The sequence below is a fragment of the Kitasatospora xanthocidica genome, assembly GCF_014656195.1.
Classification (GTDB): domain Bacteria; phylum Actinomycetota; class Actinomycetes; order Streptomycetales; family Streptomycetaceae; genus Kitasatospora; species Kitasatospora xanthocidica.
The window spans coordinates 157,222-174,071 of record NZ_BNBY01000013.1; the positions used below are offsets into that span (position 1 = coordinate 157,222).

Here is a 16,850-nt window from a genome sequence, read left to right on the forward strand (position 1 = left end):
CCGAGAAGACCGGGAAGACCGAGAGGACCGCGATGACCGCTTCCGACCAGGGCCGCACTGGGCCCGTTCCCGCGCCGCCGGTGCCCGAGCGGATCCTGGCCGCCGCGAAGGCCGCCCCCGGGCAGTGGATCGGGCTGGTCGACCCGTACTGGCGGGGCGAGGGGGAGCCGCCGGACTGGGCGGTGATCGGGCGGTGGCGCGCGGGGGAGGACGGCTCGGTCGAGGAGTTCGCGGAGAACGGGGAGTACCGTCCCTCGCCGCTGGCGCGCGAGTGGCCGGCGCCGACCGACCCGGTGGACGCGGCCGTCCAGCTGGCCGCGACCGGGTACGGGCCGGCCGAGGACGTCTACCGCGCGCTGGCCGCCGCCCGCTTCGCCGTGCTGCTGGACGGGTCCGGCGGCGTCGGCGGGTTCGGGCTCCCGGACGGCGCGCCGGCGGTGGTGGTGTACTCCGCGCGGTCCTGGCTGGAGGCGGCGGGGAACCCCGACCACGCGGTGATCGGGCCCGGCACGCTGCTGGAACGGCTGCCCCCGGGCCTCGGGATCGTGGTCAACCCCGGTGCCCCGGCGGCCATGCGGCTGGATCCGGGTGCGCTCTGGTCCGCCCTCGACGCCCGCGACCGCGCGGGGGAGCCGGCGCACCCGCCGCGCCCGTTCGACTGACGCCCCCGCCCGGGGACGACGAGAGGGCCCGCCAACCGTCACGGTGGCGGGCCCTCACGCTTGTCGGGCTCAGCCCGCGAGCCCGCGCAGCGCGTGGTAGACGCCGCAGGCCTGGAGGGCCAGCGGCAGCAGGGCGAGGGCGCACAGGGTGTGCAGGATGTCGGCGAGGCGCCCCCAGTACGGGAGCAGCCGGCGGCCGGGCACCGTCCAGGCGACGACCAGCAGCGCGACGGCCACCGTCAGCAGGCCGCCCACCAGGGCGAGCCGCCCGGTCGCCGAGGCGGTGGTGGCGGCCCGGGTGAGCAGCACGAGGGCGCCGAGCACACCGGGCAGCAGGACGGCCAGGCGCTGGCGGATGCTGCCGACGGCCCGGCCGTGCAGCAGGAGCAGCAGGCTCAGGGCGGCGGCCTCGGCGGGCCCGGCCCAGCCGTCCGCGAACGGCAGGACGGCCAGGCAGGCCGCGCAGACCAGGCCGACCGCGGTGTGCAGGGCCATCAGGTAGTCGTCGGCGACCAGGGCGCGGGGCAGGACGGCCTCGGCCGGGACCGGCTCGATGTTCTCCTGCAGCTCCTCCGCGTTGCGCGGCAGCATCGGCAGCCGCAACCCGGACAGCCGGAACGCCGTCGACGGCACGAAGGCGCCGACCAGCACCGCCACCACCGCGACCACCGCGACCAGCTGGGCGGGCGTCAGGCCGGCGAGCACCAGCACCCCCGACACCACCCCGAGCAGCGCGACCAGCGCCACCCCGAGGAACAGCGGCGCCGCCGCGCCGACCGCCGCCAGGGCCAGCACCGCCACCCCGGCCCCGGCCGAGGAGGCCGCCAGCACCCGGGCGCCGAGCAGGTCGTCACCGCCCGGCCCGCTCGGCAGCAGCAGCGCGGCCAGCGCCAGGTACGGCACGGCGGCGGCGCCCAGCGCGGCGCCCGCGCCCGCGTCGGCCATCGCCCGGGAGGCGCTGGCGGCGCCGAGCAGCAGCAGGAGCGCGACGGCCGCCGCGGCCGCCTCGCGCGGCGCGGCCGGACCGGGCAGCGCCAGCAGCACCCAGCCGGCCGCCAGCGCGGTCAGCGCCAGGGCCAGGGCCAGGATCCGGGTCAGGCCCGGGCGCCAGGTGTCGCCGCGCTCGTTCATGCCGGTGGCGACGCCGTCGACCAGGTCGTCGAAGTGCACCGGCGGCAGGGTCCCGTGCCGCTCCCGCAGGTACAGCGCGTCACCGTCGTGCAGGCCCAGGGACTCGGCGCTGCGCTCCTCGTCCAGCGGGTCCTCGCCGAGCCGCTGCAGCACCCAGCCGCCGTGCTCCAGCCCCTCCTCGGCGAGGTCGGGCCCGGCGTGGCCGAGGATCGCGGGGAGCAGGTCGGCCAGCGGCACGTCGGCCGGGACGGACAGTTCGAAGACCGCCTCCGGCGCGTGGAACCTCAATCGGCACAGTCCTGCGACGACACTGCTGCTCACGCCTGTCCTCCGGCTCGGTGGTGCTGCTCTCGGCCTGCGCGCACCGCTTCGGCGTACTGCTTCGGCGTACTGCTTTCGCGTACTGCTTCCGCGTACCGCTTCTGCGCACTGCGCGTTCCCGCCCGTTGAACGGCTCGTCCGGCGCGGCGCGTTCAAACCGGCCCGCCGCCCGCTGAACCTCCCGCGCCACGCCGTCCGTCAGCCAGAGGGAACGGTCCCGGCGGTAAGGAGTCCCTGAGTGAGCGTGGTGCTGGTCAAGCGGACGCCCCGGCGTCCGGGGCCCGAGATGCCGGACGGCGAGATCCAGCTGCAGGAGCCGCCGGGTCTGCCGGAGAAGCAGAGCGGCATGGCGAGCGTGATCAGCATGGTCCCGATGGCGCTCGGCTCGCTGTCGATGGTCTTCATGTTCCTGCACCCCGGGGGCAGCGGCGACGGCGGCGGCGCGCTCAGCTACGTCGCGATGGGCATGATGGCGCTGTCCGCCGTCGGCATGCTGGTCACCCAGCTGATCCGCGGCTCCAGCGACCGCAAGCAGCAGCTGCGCGCCGAGCGCCGCGACTACCTGCGCTACCTCTCCCAGATGCGCCGCCAGGTGCGCCGCTCGATCGACGCCCAACGGCAGGCGCTCGCCTGGCGCCACCCCGCCCCGCAGGAGCTGTGGTCGCTGGTCGGCACCAGCCGGCTGTGGGAACGCCGGGCCGCCCACCCGGACTTCAGCGACGTCCGGATCGGCCTGGGCTCCCAGCGCCTGGCCACCCCGCTCGCCCCGCTCGCCACCAAGCCGGTCGAGGACCTGGAGCCGCTCTGCGCCCACGCCCTGCGCCGCTTCATCCACGCCTACGGCACGCTCGCCGACCAGCCGATGGCCATCCACCTGCGCGGCTTCGCCCACCTGCTGCTGCGCTCCGACGACCCGGACGCCGCCCGCGCCATGGTGCGCGCCGTGCTCGCCCAACTCGCCGTGGTGCACGGCCCGGACGAGCTGGCCGTCGCCGTCGTCACCGACGCCGAACGGCGGGCCGACTGGGAGTGGGCCAAGTGGCTGCCGCACGCCCTGCACCCGACCGACACCGACGGCGCCGGCCCGGTCCGGCTGGTCGCGGGCAGCCTCGGCGAGGTCGAGCAGCTGCTCGGAGAGGAGTTCACCGGCCGCCCCGGCTTCGAACCGGACGCCGTACCCGACCGCGACGAACCCTTCACCGTCCTGGTCCTCGACGGCCCCGGCGCGCACACCGGCAGCCGCGCCGCCCTCACCGGCTACCGCAACGCCGTCCTGATCGACCTCTCCGACAGCCTGGAGTGGCGCCCCGGCCGCACCACCCTGCGGCTGCGGATCGAGGACGGCCGGCTCACCATGGTCGGCTCCGACCGCAACCGCAAGGACGTCGTCACCGACCTCGGCCGGCCCGACGCGCTCACCCTGCCCGCCGCGACCCGCCTCGCCGCCCAGCTCGCCCGCTACCGCATCGCCGACGGCGTCGACTCCGCCGAACCGCTCGCCACCGACTTCGACCTCACCGCCCTGCTCGGCATCCCCGACCTGCACGCCCACGACGTCGACGGGCTCTGGGCCCAGCGCGGCATCCCGCAGCGGCTGCGGGTCCCGCTCGGACTCGGCCCCGACGGGCGCCCCGTCGACCTCGACCTCAAGGAGTCCGCCCAGGGCGGCATGGGCCCGCACGGCATGCTGATCGGCGCCACCGGCTCCGGGAAGTCGGAACTGCTGCGCACCCTGGTGCTCGCCCTGGCCGTCACCCATTCCTCCGAGGTGCTCAACTTCGTCCTGGTCGACTTCAAGGGCGGCGCCACCTTCCTCGGCCTCGACACCCTGCCGCACACCTCCGCGGTGATCACCAACCTGGCCGACGAGGCCTCCCTCGTCGACCGGATGCGCGACGCCCTGCACGGCGAACTCGTCCGCCGCCAGGAGCTGCTGCGCGACGCCGGCTACGCCTCGCTCCTGGACTACGAGACCGCGCGCGCCGCCGGCACCCCGCTGCGCCCGCTGCCCACGCTCTTCGTCGTCGTCGACGAGTTCAGCGAACTGCTGTCCGCGCACCGGGACTTCATGGAACTCTTCATCATGATCGGCCGCCTCGGCCGCTCCCTCGGCGTCCACCTGCTGCTCGCCTCGCAGCGGCTCGACGAGGGCCGGATGAGCGCGCTGGAGTCCCACCTGTCCTACCGGATCGGCCTGCGCACCTTCTCCGCCATGGAGAGCCGCGGCGTCCTCGGCGTCCCCGACGCCTACCAGCTGCCCTCCCAGCCCGGCAACGGCTTCCTGCGCAGCGACATCTCCACCCTCACCCGCTTCAAGGCCGCCTACGTCTCCGGCCCGTACCGGCCCAAGCGCCGCGCCGCCCAGCAGGCCGCGATCGCCGGACAGGTCGTCGCCTACGGCACCGACTACGTGATGCCGCGCCAACCGGCCGTCGCCCAGGAGGAGTCCGAGGAGGAGCAGGTCTCCGCCGGCTCCCTGCTGGAAGTCGCCGCCGACCGGCTCCGCGACGCCGGACCGCCCGCCCACCGGGTCTGGCTGCCGCCGCTGGACGTCCCGCCCACCCTCGACGAACTGCTGCCGCCGCTCGTCCCGCACCCCGAACGCGGCCTCACCACCGAGGACACCAGCGGCCACGGCACCCTCGCACTGCCCGTCGGCGTGGTCGACCGCCCCTTCCACCAGCTGCGCGACCTGCTCACCGCCGACCTCGCTGGCGCCGGCGGCCACGTCGGCATCGCCGGCGCCCCGCAGAGCGGCAAGAGCACCCTGCTGCGCGGCCTGATCACCGGCCTCGCCCTCACCCACACCCCGCGCGAAGTCCAGTTCTACTGCCTGGACTTCGGCGGCGGCACGCTCTCCGCCCTGCGCGGCCTGCCGCACGTCGGCGGCGTCACCGGCCGGCACGACGGCGAGCGGGTGCTGCGCACCGTCGCCGAGGTCAACGCCGTCATCAACCGCCGCGAACAGTACTTCGCCGAACTCGGCATCGACTCCGTCGCCTCCTTCCGCCGCCGCCGGGCCGCCGGTGAACTGCCCGACGAGCACCACGGCGACGTGTTCCTGGTCATCGACGGCTGGAACACCCTGCGCCAGGAGTTCAACGACCTCGTCCAGCCGCTCACCCTGATGTCCCAGCGCGGCCTCAACTACGGCGTCCACCTGGTGGTGGCCACCACCAGGTGGGGCGAGATCACCGGCGGCCTGCGCGACCAGCTGCAGACCCGCTTCGAGCTGCGACTCGGCGACGCCATCGACTCCGTGATCAACATGCGGGCCGCCGCCAAGGTCCCCAAGCTGCCCGGCCGCGGCCTCACCGACGAGCAGCTGCACTTCCTCACCGCCCTGCCCCGGATCGACGGCTCCGGCCGCACCGACGACCTCGGCGAAGGCGTCGCCGACCTGGTCGACGCCGTCGCCGCGCACTGGACCGGCCCGCGCGCCCCCGAGGTCCGGATGCTGCCACTGGTCCTGGACGCCGCCCGGCTCCCCGCCGCCGAAGGACGGCTGCGCGTCCCGATCGGACTGGAGGACACCGAAGTCTCCCCGCTGTGGCACGACTTCGAGGAGAGCCCGCACCTGCTGGTGGTCGGCGACAGCGAGTCCGGCAAGACCAACCTGCTGCGGCTGATGATCAACGCCATCACCACCGCCTACACCCCCGCCGAAGCGCGGATCATGCTGGTCGACTACCGGCGCGGCCTGTACGACGCCGTCCCCGAGGAGTACCGGCTCGGCTACGCGGTGGCCGTCGACAAGCTCCGCCAGATCGTCGACGGCGCGTCCCGGGCGATGAAGAACCGCATCCCGCCCGCCGACATCACACCCGCCCGGCTCAAACTGCGCGACTGGTGGACCGGCCCCGAACTCTTCATCCTCGTCGACGACTACGACCTGGTCGGCTCCACCGGCGGCAACCACCCCTTCGCCGCCCTGCTGGAAGACCTCGCCCAGGGCGCCGAGATCGGCCTCCACCTGGTCGTCGCCCGCGGCGCCAACGGCATCGGCCGCGCCCTCTCCGACCCGCTGCTGCGCAAGCTCCAGGAAGTCAACTCGCCCTCGCTGCTGATGTCCTGCCCGCCCTCGGAGGGCTACCTCTTCGGCAACCTCAAGCCCCGGCAGCTCCCGGCCGGGCGAGGGCTGTACATCACCCGGCGGCGCACCGTCCAGGTGCAGACCGGACACCTCGGGGAGGAGGGCTGATGACCACCGCCACGACCCCCGCGACCGGCGGCTCGGCTCCCGCGACCGGCGGCTCGACGCTGCGGGCGCTCGGACCGCACTACGTCATCGCGCCGCCCGGTGCCGAGGCCGCCGGACTGGCCGAGGCACTGGAGCCCGTCCGGGCCGAACCGCGGGCGCTGCTGCTGCTCGCCGCCGCCGCCGACGCGGCACCCGTCCTGCTGGCCTCACTCGACGAACTCGCCCGGGCGGCGCGCGAACGGGGCGCCGAGGCACTGGTGCTCGCCGCCTCCGGACTCGCCGCGCCCGGACCCGACGGCCGACGGCCCGCCGAACTGCTCGCCAAGCGCAGCGGACTGACCGTCATCGCGCCGGACACGGTGATCAGCGTCGAGGCGGACGGCACGCTCCCGGCCGTCGACGGCACCTGGTGGCGCTGCCCGCCCGGCGGCGCCACCGCGCCGCTCGGCCCGCACTGGCCCGCCGCCGCGACCGTCACCCCGCTCGCCGGCGGCGCGTACTGGATCACCGAAGCCGCCGTCGGAGCGGAACGGCCCGCCGTACTGGACCGGGCCGCCGCACCCGGCGACACCCTGCTGCTCGTCCTCGGCGAGCCCGCCGGACCACTCCCCAGCGGCCCCCAACTCGCCAACGCCGCCGCACTGTTGCAGACCGCCGCGGGGAAGCCCGACCGGCGGCTGACCCTCAGCGCGCCCTGGGCCGACCCGGTCCGGCTGGTCGAACTGGTCGCCGTCCTGTCCGCCACCCTGCGCCAGGAGGTGCGCGCGGCCGTCGGCCTCCCCGTCCGCAACGGCCCGGTCGGCACCCGCAACGTCCACCTGGGCCCGGACGGCGCCGAAGGCTGGGAACCGTACCTCACCGAACTCGTCGCCCGCCCGAGCGACCGCACCGTCACCGCCACCGGCTGGCGCACCCGCCCCGACCTCCCCCCGGCACCCGGCCCGGCCCGCTACCCGGCCTTCCCCGGCTGGGAACTGGAAGCCGTCGCCGCCGGCCTGTGGCTCCGGCCCGAAGCCACCCCCGACCGCGGCCCGCGCCTGCGCCGCCCCGACCCCGCCCAGCCGGTGCTCGTCATCGGCGCCCCCGGCCGCCCCGTCCCCGAAACGCTCTGGGACCACCTCGGCACCCTCCTCGGCGCCCTGCCCCACGGCACGGCGCGGCTCGCCCTCGCCGTCGCCGGAACCCTGGACGTCGAGTCCGGGGCGGTGGGGCGGTTCTGCGCGCGGCTGTACGGGCTGGACTGGGCGGGGGTGGAGGCGGAGCCGGTGCTTGAGGCGGAGCCCGAACCGGTGCCTGCCCTTGAGGCCGTACCCGAGCCCGAGCCGGAGCCTGAGCCTGAACCCGAGCCTGAGCCTGGACCCGAGCCGGAGCCCGAGGTGGAGCCCGAGCCCGAGGTGGTGGCCGCACCGACGCCCGCCGTGACCGTGGCGACCTCCGGCGGGCAGTACGAGGAGGTGCCCGCGGAGCCCCGCCCGGTGGCTGCCGAGGAACCCGCTGCCGTCGAGGAGCCGGAGCAGGCGGTCGGGGTCGAGCCCGAGCCGGTCGTCGAACCCGAAGCCGAGCCCGAACCGGTCGTCGAACCCGAAGCCGAGCCCGAGCCGGTCGTCGAACCCGAGCCAGAGCCTGAACCCGACCCGGTCATCGAACCCGAGCCGGAACCCGAACCGGAGCCCGACCCCCAGCCCGACCCCGTACCCGCCGCGCCCGAGCCGCCGGTGGCCGAGGCGCCCGCCACCCCGGGGCAGGACCGCGGGGCGCTGGTCGCCCAGCTCGGCCCCGCCTACCAGCGGCTCGCGCGGCGGGCCGAGGACGTCGCCACCCGGCTGCCGAGCCTCCGCTCCCGTACGGAGTCCGGCGACCCGCGGCCCGAACTGGTCGCCGTCCTGCTCCAGCACGGCGACTGCACCCCGCTGGCCCCCCGTGCCGAGCTCCTGGCGGCGGCCCGCTCCGGTGCACCGGGCCGCTTCGGCCCGTACCTGCGCTGCCTGGCCGCCGGCCTGCGGCGGCTGCCGAGCCACTACGGCGGCGTGCTGGTCGGCGGCCCGGCCGAGGGGTGCGACCTCGCCGCGTACACCCCCGGTGCGGTGGTGACCGAGCGGGCGCCGGTGACCGGCCTGGCGGCGCCGGGGGCGGACTTCGGCGAGGACGCCGGGATCGAGTTCGCCATCTGGTCCGTCGGCGGCCGCCGCAGCTCGGCCTTCGGCGAGCCGGGCGACCCGCCGACCGTGATCTTCGCCCCGGGAACGGAGTTCGAGGTGATCGACGTCCAGCCGCCCGACCCGGACAGCGGGCAGCCGGCCCGGGTCCTGCTGCACGAGATCGGCGGGGTCCGCCCGGGCCCCGACCGCCTCCGCACCTGGCTCGCCCGCCGCGACGCCGTCGCCCCCGCCGACCGCGTCCGTCCCGCCGACCCCTCCCGCTACCTGCTGGACCTGGGCGCGGGGCCGAACTGACGGTCGCGCCCGGGCCGGAGCCGTCAATGGGCTCCGGCCGCGCGCTCCCGTTCGCCCTGGTGCATCCAGCCGATGACGTCCAGGACCCGCAGGACGCCGATCTCCTCGCCGATCCCGGCCTCGGCGCGCACCTCCGCCAGGTCGGCCCGGAACGCGCCGCCGTCGGCGCGGAGGGCGGCGGCCAGGTCGGCCCAGAAGGTGCGGTCCGTCCGGGGCCGCCGGAAGAGCGCCTTGATCCGCTCGTCGTAGACCGGGACGAGGTGCGGGCGTTTGCGGGCCAGCAGCTTGCCCGCGACGACCGGGCCGCCGCCGTCGGGTTTGGCGGGGTACGTCTTCGCCGGGTCGGCGAGCCGTTCCCAGAGCTCCCAGGCCGGGCCGCCCGGTGCCACCAGGGCGTCGGAGGCGGGGTCCTCCAGGCGGGCGCCGCGGGGGATCGCCGACAGCAGCCGGTGCCAGTGGCCCTCGGGGTCGGTGAGCAGATCGACCGCGCCGTGCGGTTTCACCTGGACGCTCAGCATGGTGACGGCGACCAGGTCGTCGGCGGTGAAGCGGTCCGCCACCCCGGCCCGGTCGCCGCCGCCGTCGAGCCGCTCGAAGTGCGCGCCGGAGTACCACAGGTCGCCCCGCTCCCGGCGTCGGGTGAAGTACGTCCGCAGCAGCCGCAGGGACTCCTCGCGGTCCCGGTAGACCTCCGGGATCCACAGTCCCGTCATCGACGGCTCCCTCCTCGTGCCCGGCCCGGTGAACCCCGGACCCCGGACCGTCCGTGGGACGTAGCGTAGGGAAGAGTTCGGCAGGAGGAGCGCGGGATGACCGAGACGGTGCGGGACGGGTTCCGGCTGGCGGCGGTGTTCGACGTCGTGGACCCGGTGACCGGGCCGGGCTTCGCGCCGGACCGGCCGCGGCTGGAGCCCGGGGAGGAGCGCGAGGCCGTCGCCCGCTACCTGCGGACCGGCGCGGCGGTGCTGCTGACCACGATGCTGATGGACGACGTGGTCGAGCCGGACCGGCGGGGTGTCGTGCCGATGGGCTTCCGCACCGACGGCCGGTGGATCTGGACCGACACGGTGACGTACTACCTGGAGGAGTACGGGCTGGCGCCCGACCCGGAGCTGCTCGCGCACGTCCGCGCCCAGGGTGACGGCCCGTGGGCGGAGCCCGAACCGGCGGTGCTGGAGCGGGCGGTGTCCTTCGTGCTGACCCCGCCGGAGGAGACCGAGGAACCGGTCTGGACGGTCGGAAGCTGAACGTCCAGGACCCGGCTGAACCGATCGGGGCCGTCCGGCCGTAGCTCCCCACAGGAGTGTCGTCGAACACAGGGGATGCATGGTGGGCGAGGAGCAGCGCGGCGAGCCGGGGCGGGAGCCGTCCGGCTTCCGGCTTCCGGCGGTGAACTGGGCTCTGGCTGCCGAGGAGGAGTCCACGGAGACGGCCTCCGCCGCGGAGACGGCCGCGGCCCCGGGGGCCCCGACCGTGGTGCTGCCCGCGCAGGCGGCGGCCCCCGGCGGGACGGGGACGGGGACCAGGGCCGAGAAGGCCGCCGAGACCGGGAAGCCGGCCGGGAAGCCTGCCGGGACGCCGACGGAGAATCCGGCCCGGACCGAGGGCGGCAAGCCGGCCGAGCGCGCGTCCGCGACCCCGGTCGCGCCGCCGGCCACCCCGTCGGCCGCACCCGCCGCACCCCCCGTACCCGCCGCCGCGGCCGTCACGGTGTCGCCCGCCGCCGCCACGCCCGAGGCGCTGGCCGCCACCGTGGTCGCCGAGCCGGCCGGCGAGTCCGGTACGGACCCCGGCCCGCGGCCCGGGCGGGTCTCCCGTCCGATGATCGCGGCGGCCGTCGCCGTGGGCCTGGTGCTGGTGGGCGCCTCGGTGGTGGTGACCCAGCTCGGCGGCAACGACCACAAGAAGGGGCCCGCCCAGGCCGACGCTCCGCCCGGGTTCGGGCAGGGCGGCGGGGACGGCGGCAACGGCTTCGTGCCCGGGTACGACGAGCACGGCGGCACCGGCGGCGCGGGCACCCCCGCCCCGGACGGGCAGCCGGGGGCGGTCGTGCCGCCGGTGGACGCCGGTGCGGCCTCCTCCGCGCCGGGTGACCAGCCGGGCTCGGTGCCCAACGGCTCCGGCGGCTCCGCCTCCGGGGGCGGCGCGTCGGGCGGGGGCGGCGGCGCCGCGCAGCCCGCCAAGGGAGCGGTCAACACCGGTACGGGCGCCGGGAGTTCCGCTGCCGGGACCGGTCAGGCCCAGGGCGGTTCGGGGGCCGCCGCGAGCGGTGGCGCCGCCGCGGGCGGCACCAAGCCCGCCCCCAGCCAGCCGACGCCGCCGCCGGCCGGGGCCCAGAACCCCGCCCCGCCGCCGGCCGGCGCCCAGAACCCGGCCCCGCCGCCGGTGGCCGCCAAGCCGCCGGCGCCGGTCACCGCGATCGCCGGCCCGTACTGCGGCGGGTACCGCACCAACGGCTGGTACGACGACGGCGACAAGGGCTGGCGCAACTACTCCGGCGGCTACAGCGGCGAGGGATGCAACGGCACCTACGCCGCGATGCCGATGTCCGGTGACGGCAACGACAAGGGCAACTCGGTGGTCTGGAGCTTCACCCTGGACAAGGTCACCAGCTGCACCCTGGCCGTCTACATCCCGGCCAGTGGCAACCTCAAGCAGGTCGGCGGCAATCCGAGCTACTACACGGTGCAGAGCGGCGGTGGCTCGGCCGGTTCCTTCACCATCAACCAGACGGCCAGTCAGGGAAGTTGGGTGACCAAGGGGCCGTTCACCTACCGCGGTCCGATCTCCCTCACCCTGCACGACCGCGGCATCGACTGGGGCGCCGCCGCCGGCGCCCACCACGCCGCCAGTGCCGTCCGGGCCACCTGCACGCCCTGACGCCGGTCCGACCACGTTTGACCTGGTCCGACCCGGTCCGACCCGCACGCCCGCACACCGGCCGGGAACCACCCCGGCCGGACGGCGGAGAACCACCACGCCCCACGACGAAGGGAACCCCAGGCATGTCGCGCCCGGTGCTGACGGTCTGCGCGGAGCAGCGGGAGCCCGGCTCCTACCGCACGATCGGTGAAGCCCTCCAGGCCGCCCGCAGCGGCGCGGTGATCTCCGTACGCCCCGGCCGCTACGACGAGAACCTGGTCCTCACCAAGGTGGTGAGCATCACCGCCGAGGACGTCCGGGGCAGTGTGCGGATCAGTCCCAGACGCGGCTCGGTCGTCCAGGTGCTCACCGAAGCCGTCCAGTTGACCGGACTGGTGCTCCAGGGGCAGGACGACGAACTGCCCGCCGTCGACGTCCCGCGCGGCCAACTCGCCCTCCAGGACTGCGAGGTGGCCGGCAACGCGTGGACCGCCGTGCTCACCCGCCAGCAGGGCGAACTCGCCATGCGCGGCTGCCGGGTGGTCAACCCGGCCGGCGCCGGACTGGTCGAGACCTCCACCGGCACCAGCGTCATCGAGGACAGCGTCATCGAGCACCTGGGCACCTCCGCCCTGGTGATCGGCGAGCGGGCCAACCCGACCGTACGGCGCTGCGTGCTGCGCGACGCCCGCGGCAACGGCGTCTGCGCCAACGGCGAGGCGCGCGGCGTGATCGAGGACTGCGAGATCTCCGCCACCGACAAGCCCGCCGTGGCCCTGGAGGAGCAGAGCACCACGCGCCTGCTGCGCACCGAGATCCGCGACAGCGCCCTCGGCGTGTTCATCGGCTCCACCGCCCGGGTCGTCCTGGAGGACTGCACCGTCACCGCCGTCCGCGGCCACGGCTACGTGCTCACCAACGGCACCGACCCGCTGCTGCGCCGCTGCCGCGCCGTCCGACCCCAGGGCCAGGGCCTGCACATCACCGGCCGCTCCCGCGGCACCTTCGAGGACTGCGAGGTCACCGCCCCCGCCCAGGTCGGCATCCACGTCGGCGAGTCCGCCGGCCCCGGCCTGGTCCGGGCCGTGGTGCGCGACGCCGAGACCGACGGCGTCGAACTCACCGGGGAGAGCGCCGCCGAGTTCGACCGGCTGGAGGTCCGCGACGCGGCCGGCACCGGCATCGTGGTGCGCGAGGGCGCCAACCCGCTGCTGCGCCGCACCACCGTCACCGCCGCCGGCGGCCACGGCATCGAGGTGCTGCGCGACGGGCGCGGCCGGATCGAGGACGCCACCGTGCTCGACTCCGGGCAGCACGGCGTGCGGATCAGCGACGGCGCCAACACCTACCTCGGCGGCAGCCAGGTGCGCGGCAGCAAGTCCTGCGGCGTCTCGGTCGGCCCCGAGGGCGTCGCCACCCTGCGCGACGTCGAATCCACCGAGAACGCCTTCGACGGCGCCAGCGTCGAACGCGGCGGCGAACTCACCGCCACCCGCTCCCGGCTGCGGACCAACCGCCGCCACGGACTCCATCTGACGGGCGGCGCCCGCGCCACGCTCACCTCCTGCCAGCTCACCGACAACACCGTGGACGGGCTGCGCTCCGAAACCGCGGAGCCCGTCCGGCTCACCGACTGCCTGACCGCCGAGAACCAGGGCGCCGGGCTGCGGCAGACCGAGCCGAGCGACCGGCTCGCGATCGAGAACCTCGACAGCCGGGACAACCGGTCGCCCGACGCCCACGGGTCCGCGGCCGTCGCCGCCGCCGCGCCCGGCACCGCCGCCACCGCTGACGGCGGGACCGAGCCCGCCGACGGGACGGCCACGCCCGCACCCGCCGACCCCGGACCGCAGGGCCCGCAGGCCGTCCTGCAGACCCTGGTCGGGCTGGACGGCGTCAAGGAGCAGGTCGCCACCCTCGTCAACCTCAACAAGCTGGCCCGGCGCCGCGAACAGGCCGGCCTGCCCGCCCTCCCGATGAGCCGGCACCTGGTCTTCGCCGGCCCGCCCGGCACCGGCAAGACCACCGTCGCCCGGCTCTACGGCGCCATCCTCGCCGAACTCGGCGTGCTGCGCAGCGGCCACCTGGTCGAGGTCGCCCGCGCCGACCTCGTCGCCTCCATCATCGGCGGGACCGCCCTGAAGACCACCGAGGTCGTCAAGGAGGCCCTCGGCGGCGTGCTGTTCATCGACGAGGCGTACACCCTGTCCGCCGGATCCGGCGGCACCGGCCCCGACTTCGGCCGCGAGGCCATCGACACCCTGGTCAAACTGATGGAGGACCACCGCGAGGACCTGGTGGTGATCGTCGCCGGGTACGAGGCCGAGATCCGCGAGTTCCTCGCCTCCAACCCGGGCCTGGCCTCCCGCTTCAGCCGGACCGTCGAATTCCAGAACTACAGCGTCGACGAACTCACCACCATCGTCGAACACAACGCCGGCGGCCACGGCTACGAACTCGCCGAAGGCACCCGCGAGGCGCTCGCCGTCCACTTCGAACGGATGCCCAAGGGCGCCGACTTCGGCAACGGCCGGGCCGCCCGCAAGGTGTTCGAGGAGATGGTCGACCGGCAGGCCTCCCGGCTCGCCGTACTCGAACACTTCGACAACGACGCCCTCACCCAGCTGCTGCCCGCCGACGTCGGCGAACAGGCCGCCGCGGCCGTCGCCGGCAACGGCAAGTCCGACGAACCCGGCCTGCTCGACCGGCTGCGCGCCATGGTCGGCCTCGCCGCCGCCAAGGAACAGGTCGAGGACCTCGTCAACCTCACCCGGCAGACCCGCCGCCGCGTCGAAGCCGGCCTGCCCGCCGCCACCATCAGCCACCACCTGGTCTTCTCCGGCCCGCCCGGCACCGGCAAGACCACCGTCGCCCGGCTCTACGGCGAACTCCTCGCCGAACTCGACGTACTGCCCGCCGGCCAGCTCATCGAGACCGCCCGCGCCGACCTCGTCGGCCGCTACATCGGCCACACCGCCCAGCTCACCCGGGACGCCTTCGAACGCGCCCGCGGCGGCGTGCTCTTCATCGACGAGGCCTACACCCTGACACCCCGCAACGGCGCCGGCGGCGACTTCGGCCAGGAAGCCGTCGACACCCTGATGAAACTGATGGAGGACCACCGCGACGAGGTCGTCGTCATCGTGGCCGGTTACCAGGAGGAGATGCGCGGCTTCCTCGCCTCCAACCCCGGCCTGGCCTCCCGGTTCTCCCGGGAGATCACCTTCGACCACTACGCGGACGACGAACTCGTCACCATCGTCCGGCTGCAGGCCGAGACCGCCGGGTACAGCTGCACCCCGGAGACCCTGGCCGCGCTCGGCACCCTGTTCGCCGCCGTCCCGCGCGACCGCTCCTTCGGCAACGGGCGGTTCGCCCGGCAGGTCCTGGAAGCGATGATCACCCGCCAGGCCGGACGGCTGTCCCGGCTCGACATCGCGGACCTCGACGAACTCAGCCTCCTGCTGCCGCAGGACATCCCGGTCGAGCGGATCGGCAGCTTCGGGTGAGGGACACCGCCGCCACCGCCAGGGCCACTGCCCCTGCCCGGGCCGCCGCTGTGGCGCTCGCCGCCGCGCTGCTGCTGCCGACCGCGGGCACCGCGGCCGCCGCCGACACCCCCGACGCCCTGCCCGGCGTCACCCAGCAGCGGCGCGACCCCGGCGGCAGACCCGCCGGCTGCCTGCCGCCGTCCGCCAAGGGCACCCAGCTCGTCCCCTGGCCGCAGACCTTCCTGCGCCCCGAACGGGTGTGGCCGCTCAGCCGCGGCGAAGGCGTCACCGTCGCCGTCCTCGGCTCCGGCGTCAAGGACGGCGGCGGCCTGCTCACCGGCCGCCTCGACCACGCCCCGCTCCCCGGCGGCGCCGACCCGACCCAGGACTGCGTCGGCCACGGCACCTTCCTGGCCGGCCTGATCGCCGCCGACCAGCGCGAAGGCACCGGCTTCGCCGGGCTCGCACCGCGCGCCAGGATCCTCGCCGTCTCGGTCACCAACGAGGCCGGCGTCGGCACACCCGACCTGCTCGCCCAGGGGATCACGGCCGCCGCCGACCGCGGCGCCCGGATCATCACCGTCGGCATCGCCCTGCCCACCGGCAACGACGCCCTGGCCGGCGCGGTCAAGGCGGCCCGGGCCAAGGGCGCACTCATCGTCGCCCCGGCCGCACCCGACACCCCACCCGCCGACACCGCACAGACCGGCGCCAAACCCGGACCCGCCTACCCGGCGGCCTACCCCGAGGTCCTCGCCGTCCGCGACCTCGCCCCCGGCGGCGCCCTCGCCGACGGCGCCTCGGCCGTCCCGGTCGGCGGCCGCGTCGACCTCACCGCCCCCGGCGACGCCGTCACCGGCCCCGGCCCCACCCCCGGCGGCTACTACACCGGCGTCGGCCCCAGCTTCGCCACCGCCTTCGTCGCCGCCACCGCCGCCCTCGCCCTCGGCTACCGCCCCACCCTCACCGTCGACGAACTGACCCGCCGCCTCGAATCCACCGCCTACCACAGCACCGACCCGCAGTACGGCTACGGCACCGTCGACCCCATCGCCGCCGTCACCCGCCTCACCGACCCGGCCCCCACCACCCCGCCCCCCACCCCGGCCACCCTCGCCATGCCCCCGGCCCGCCCCACCAGCACCGCCCCCACCCAAGCCGCCACCATCGCCCTCACCTCCCTCGCCACAGCCGCCCTCATCGCCGCCGCAGCCGCCATCACCCCCCGCGCCCGCCGCCGCAACTGGCGCCCGGGCCGCGCGGAGGAGCACTGAGGGTCCGGTCCGCCCGGCGGGCGGACGGCCCGTTCCGGCCGCCCTCGCCGCCCTCACCTGCCCTACCGACCCGGCCGTCACCGCACCACCCTTGCCATGCCCCCGGCAGCACCGCCCCGACCCAAGCCGCCACCGTCGCCCTTGCCTTCCTCGCCACGGCGGCCGCCGCCCGAGGCAGGGGGAGGACGGTTGAGGGGGCGCCCGCTTGGCGGGTGCCGGCCCCGTTCCGCTGGCGCCATTGCTCCCGCCGCCCTTGCCGCTGCGGTCCTGGTCGTCGCCGCCACCTGCTCTACCGACCCGGCCCCCACTGACCTGTCCCCATAGCGGCGCCTTCGCCCTGCCCTCTGGCGCGCCCGGCCAGTGCCGCCTCTTCCCAAGCCGCCGGCATCACCCTTGTTTCCTCGCCGCTGCGGCTCTGGTCGCCGCCGCTGCCGCCGGGCCCGGCGGCAGCGGCG

At 75.8% G+C, this 16,850-nt stretch carries 9 protein-coding genes; 7 read left to right on the forward strand and 2 right to left on the reverse strand.

What is annotated here, in order from left to right:
• Nucleotides 1–32: 32 nt before the first annotated feature.
• Nucleotides 33–662, forward strand: a complete 630-nt coding sequence (locus tag IE332_RS23240; RefSeq protein ID WP_189919680.1) for a type VII secretion system-associated protein — start codon at nt 33–35, stop codon at nt 660–662.
• Nucleotides 663–731: 69 nt separating this feature from the next.
• Here IE332_RS23240 and eccD read toward each other — a convergent pair whose 3' ends face one another.
• Nucleotides 732–2,081, reverse strand: coding sequence for a type VII secretion integral membrane protein EccD (gene eccD, locus IE332_RS23245; RefSeq protein ID WP_229928843.1), 1,350 nt, complete (start codon nt 2,079–2,081; stop codon nt 732–734).
• 271 nt (nt 2,082–2,352) lie between these two features.
• On the opposite strand from eccD, the gene eccCa reads away from it, so the two are divergent.
• Together eccCa and IE332_RS23255 are read left to right on the forward strand one after the other, a co-directional pair.
• Entirely contained in the window at nt 2,353–6,315 is a 3,963-nt protein-coding gene (gene eccCa, locus IE332_RS23250) for a type VII secretion protein EccCa (protein ID WP_229928844.1), read from the forward strand.
• Nucleotides 6,315–8,768 carry a hypothetical protein gene (locus tag IE332_RS23255; RefSeq protein ID WP_189919684.1) on the forward strand — a complete coding sequence of 818 codons (2,454 nt, stop codon included), beginning with the start codon at nt 6,315–6,317 and terminating at the stop codon, nt 8,766–8,768. The genes eccCa and IE332_RS23255 overlap by 1 nt, the downstream gene beginning before the upstream one ends.
• A 23-nt stretch (nt 8,769–8,791) precedes the next feature.
• On the opposite strand, the gene IE332_RS23260 is transcribed toward IE332_RS23255, so the two are convergent.
• Nucleotides 8,792–9,481 carry a DUF6308 family protein gene (locus tag IE332_RS23260; protein ID WP_189919686.1) on the reverse strand — a complete coding sequence of 230 codons (690 nt, stop codon included), beginning with the start codon at nt 9,479–9,481 and terminating at the stop codon, nt 8,792–8,794.
• Nucleotides 9,482–9,577: 96 nt separating this feature from the next.
• Here IE332_RS23260 and IE332_RS23265 point away from each other — a divergent pair, with 96 nt between their 5' ends.
• The 4 genes from IE332_RS23265 (at nt 9,578) to IE332_RS23280 (ending at nt 16,395) form a co-directional block, all read left to right on the forward strand.
• The gene (locus IE332_RS23265) at nt 9,578–10,015 is read left to right on the forward strand and encodes a hypothetical protein (protein WP_189919688.1); all 438 of its coding nucleotides are present in this window, start codon (nt 9,578–9,580) and stop codon (nt 10,013–10,015) included.
• Between the two features lie 79 nt (nt 10,016–10,094).
• Nucleotides 10,095–11,648 (forward strand): hypothetical protein, encoded by a 1,554-nt coding sequence (locus IE332_RS23270; protein WP_189919690.1) that lies wholly within the window; start codon nt 10,095–10,097, stop codon nt 11,646–11,648.
• A 125-nt stretch (nt 11,649–11,773) separates the two neighbouring features.
• Nucleotides 11,774–15,139 carry a right-handed parallel beta-helix repeat-containing protein gene (locus tag IE332_RS23275; RefSeq protein ID WP_189919692.1) on the forward strand — a complete coding sequence of 1,122 codons (3,366 nt, stop codon included), beginning with the start codon at nt 11,774–11,776 and terminating at the stop codon, nt 15,137–15,139.
• Nucleotides 15,136–16,395, forward strand: coding sequence for a S8 family serine peptidase (locus IE332_RS23280; RefSeq protein WP_189919694.1), 1,260 nt, complete (start codon nt 15,136–15,138; stop codon nt 16,393–16,395). Before IE332_RS23275 ends, IE332_RS23280 begins: the two co-directional genes overlap by 4 nt.
• Nucleotides 16,396–16,850: the final 455 nt, after the last annotated feature.

What these genes read in the sequence shown, in the direction of transcription:
- IE332_RS23260 (WP_189919686.1), bottom strand. Translation starts at nt 9,481, where the DNA reads ATGACGGGACTGTGGATCCCGGAGGTCTACCGGGACCGCGAGGAGTCC.
- IE332_RS23265 (WP_189919688.1), top strand. Translation starts at nt 9,578, where the DNA reads ATGACCGAGACGGTGCGGGACGGGTTCCGGCTGGCGGCGGTGTTCGAC.
- IE332_RS23240 (WP_189919680.1), top strand. Translation starts at nt 33, where the DNA reads ATGACCGCTTCCGACCAGGGCCGCACTGGGCCCGTTCCCGCGCCGCCG.
- IE332_RS23255 (WP_189919684.1), top strand. Translation starts at nt 6,315, where the DNA reads ATGACCACCGCCACGACCCCCGCGACCGGCGGCTCGGCTCCCGCGACC.
- IE332_RS23275 (WP_189919692.1), top strand. Translation starts at nt 11,774, where the DNA reads ATGTCGCGCCCGGTGCTGACGGTCTGCGCGGAGCAGCGGGAGCCCGGC.
- IE332_RS23270 (WP_189919690.1), top strand. Translation starts at nt 10,095, where the DNA reads ATGGTGGGCGAGGAGCAGCGCGGCGAGCCGGGGCGGGAGCCGTCCGGC.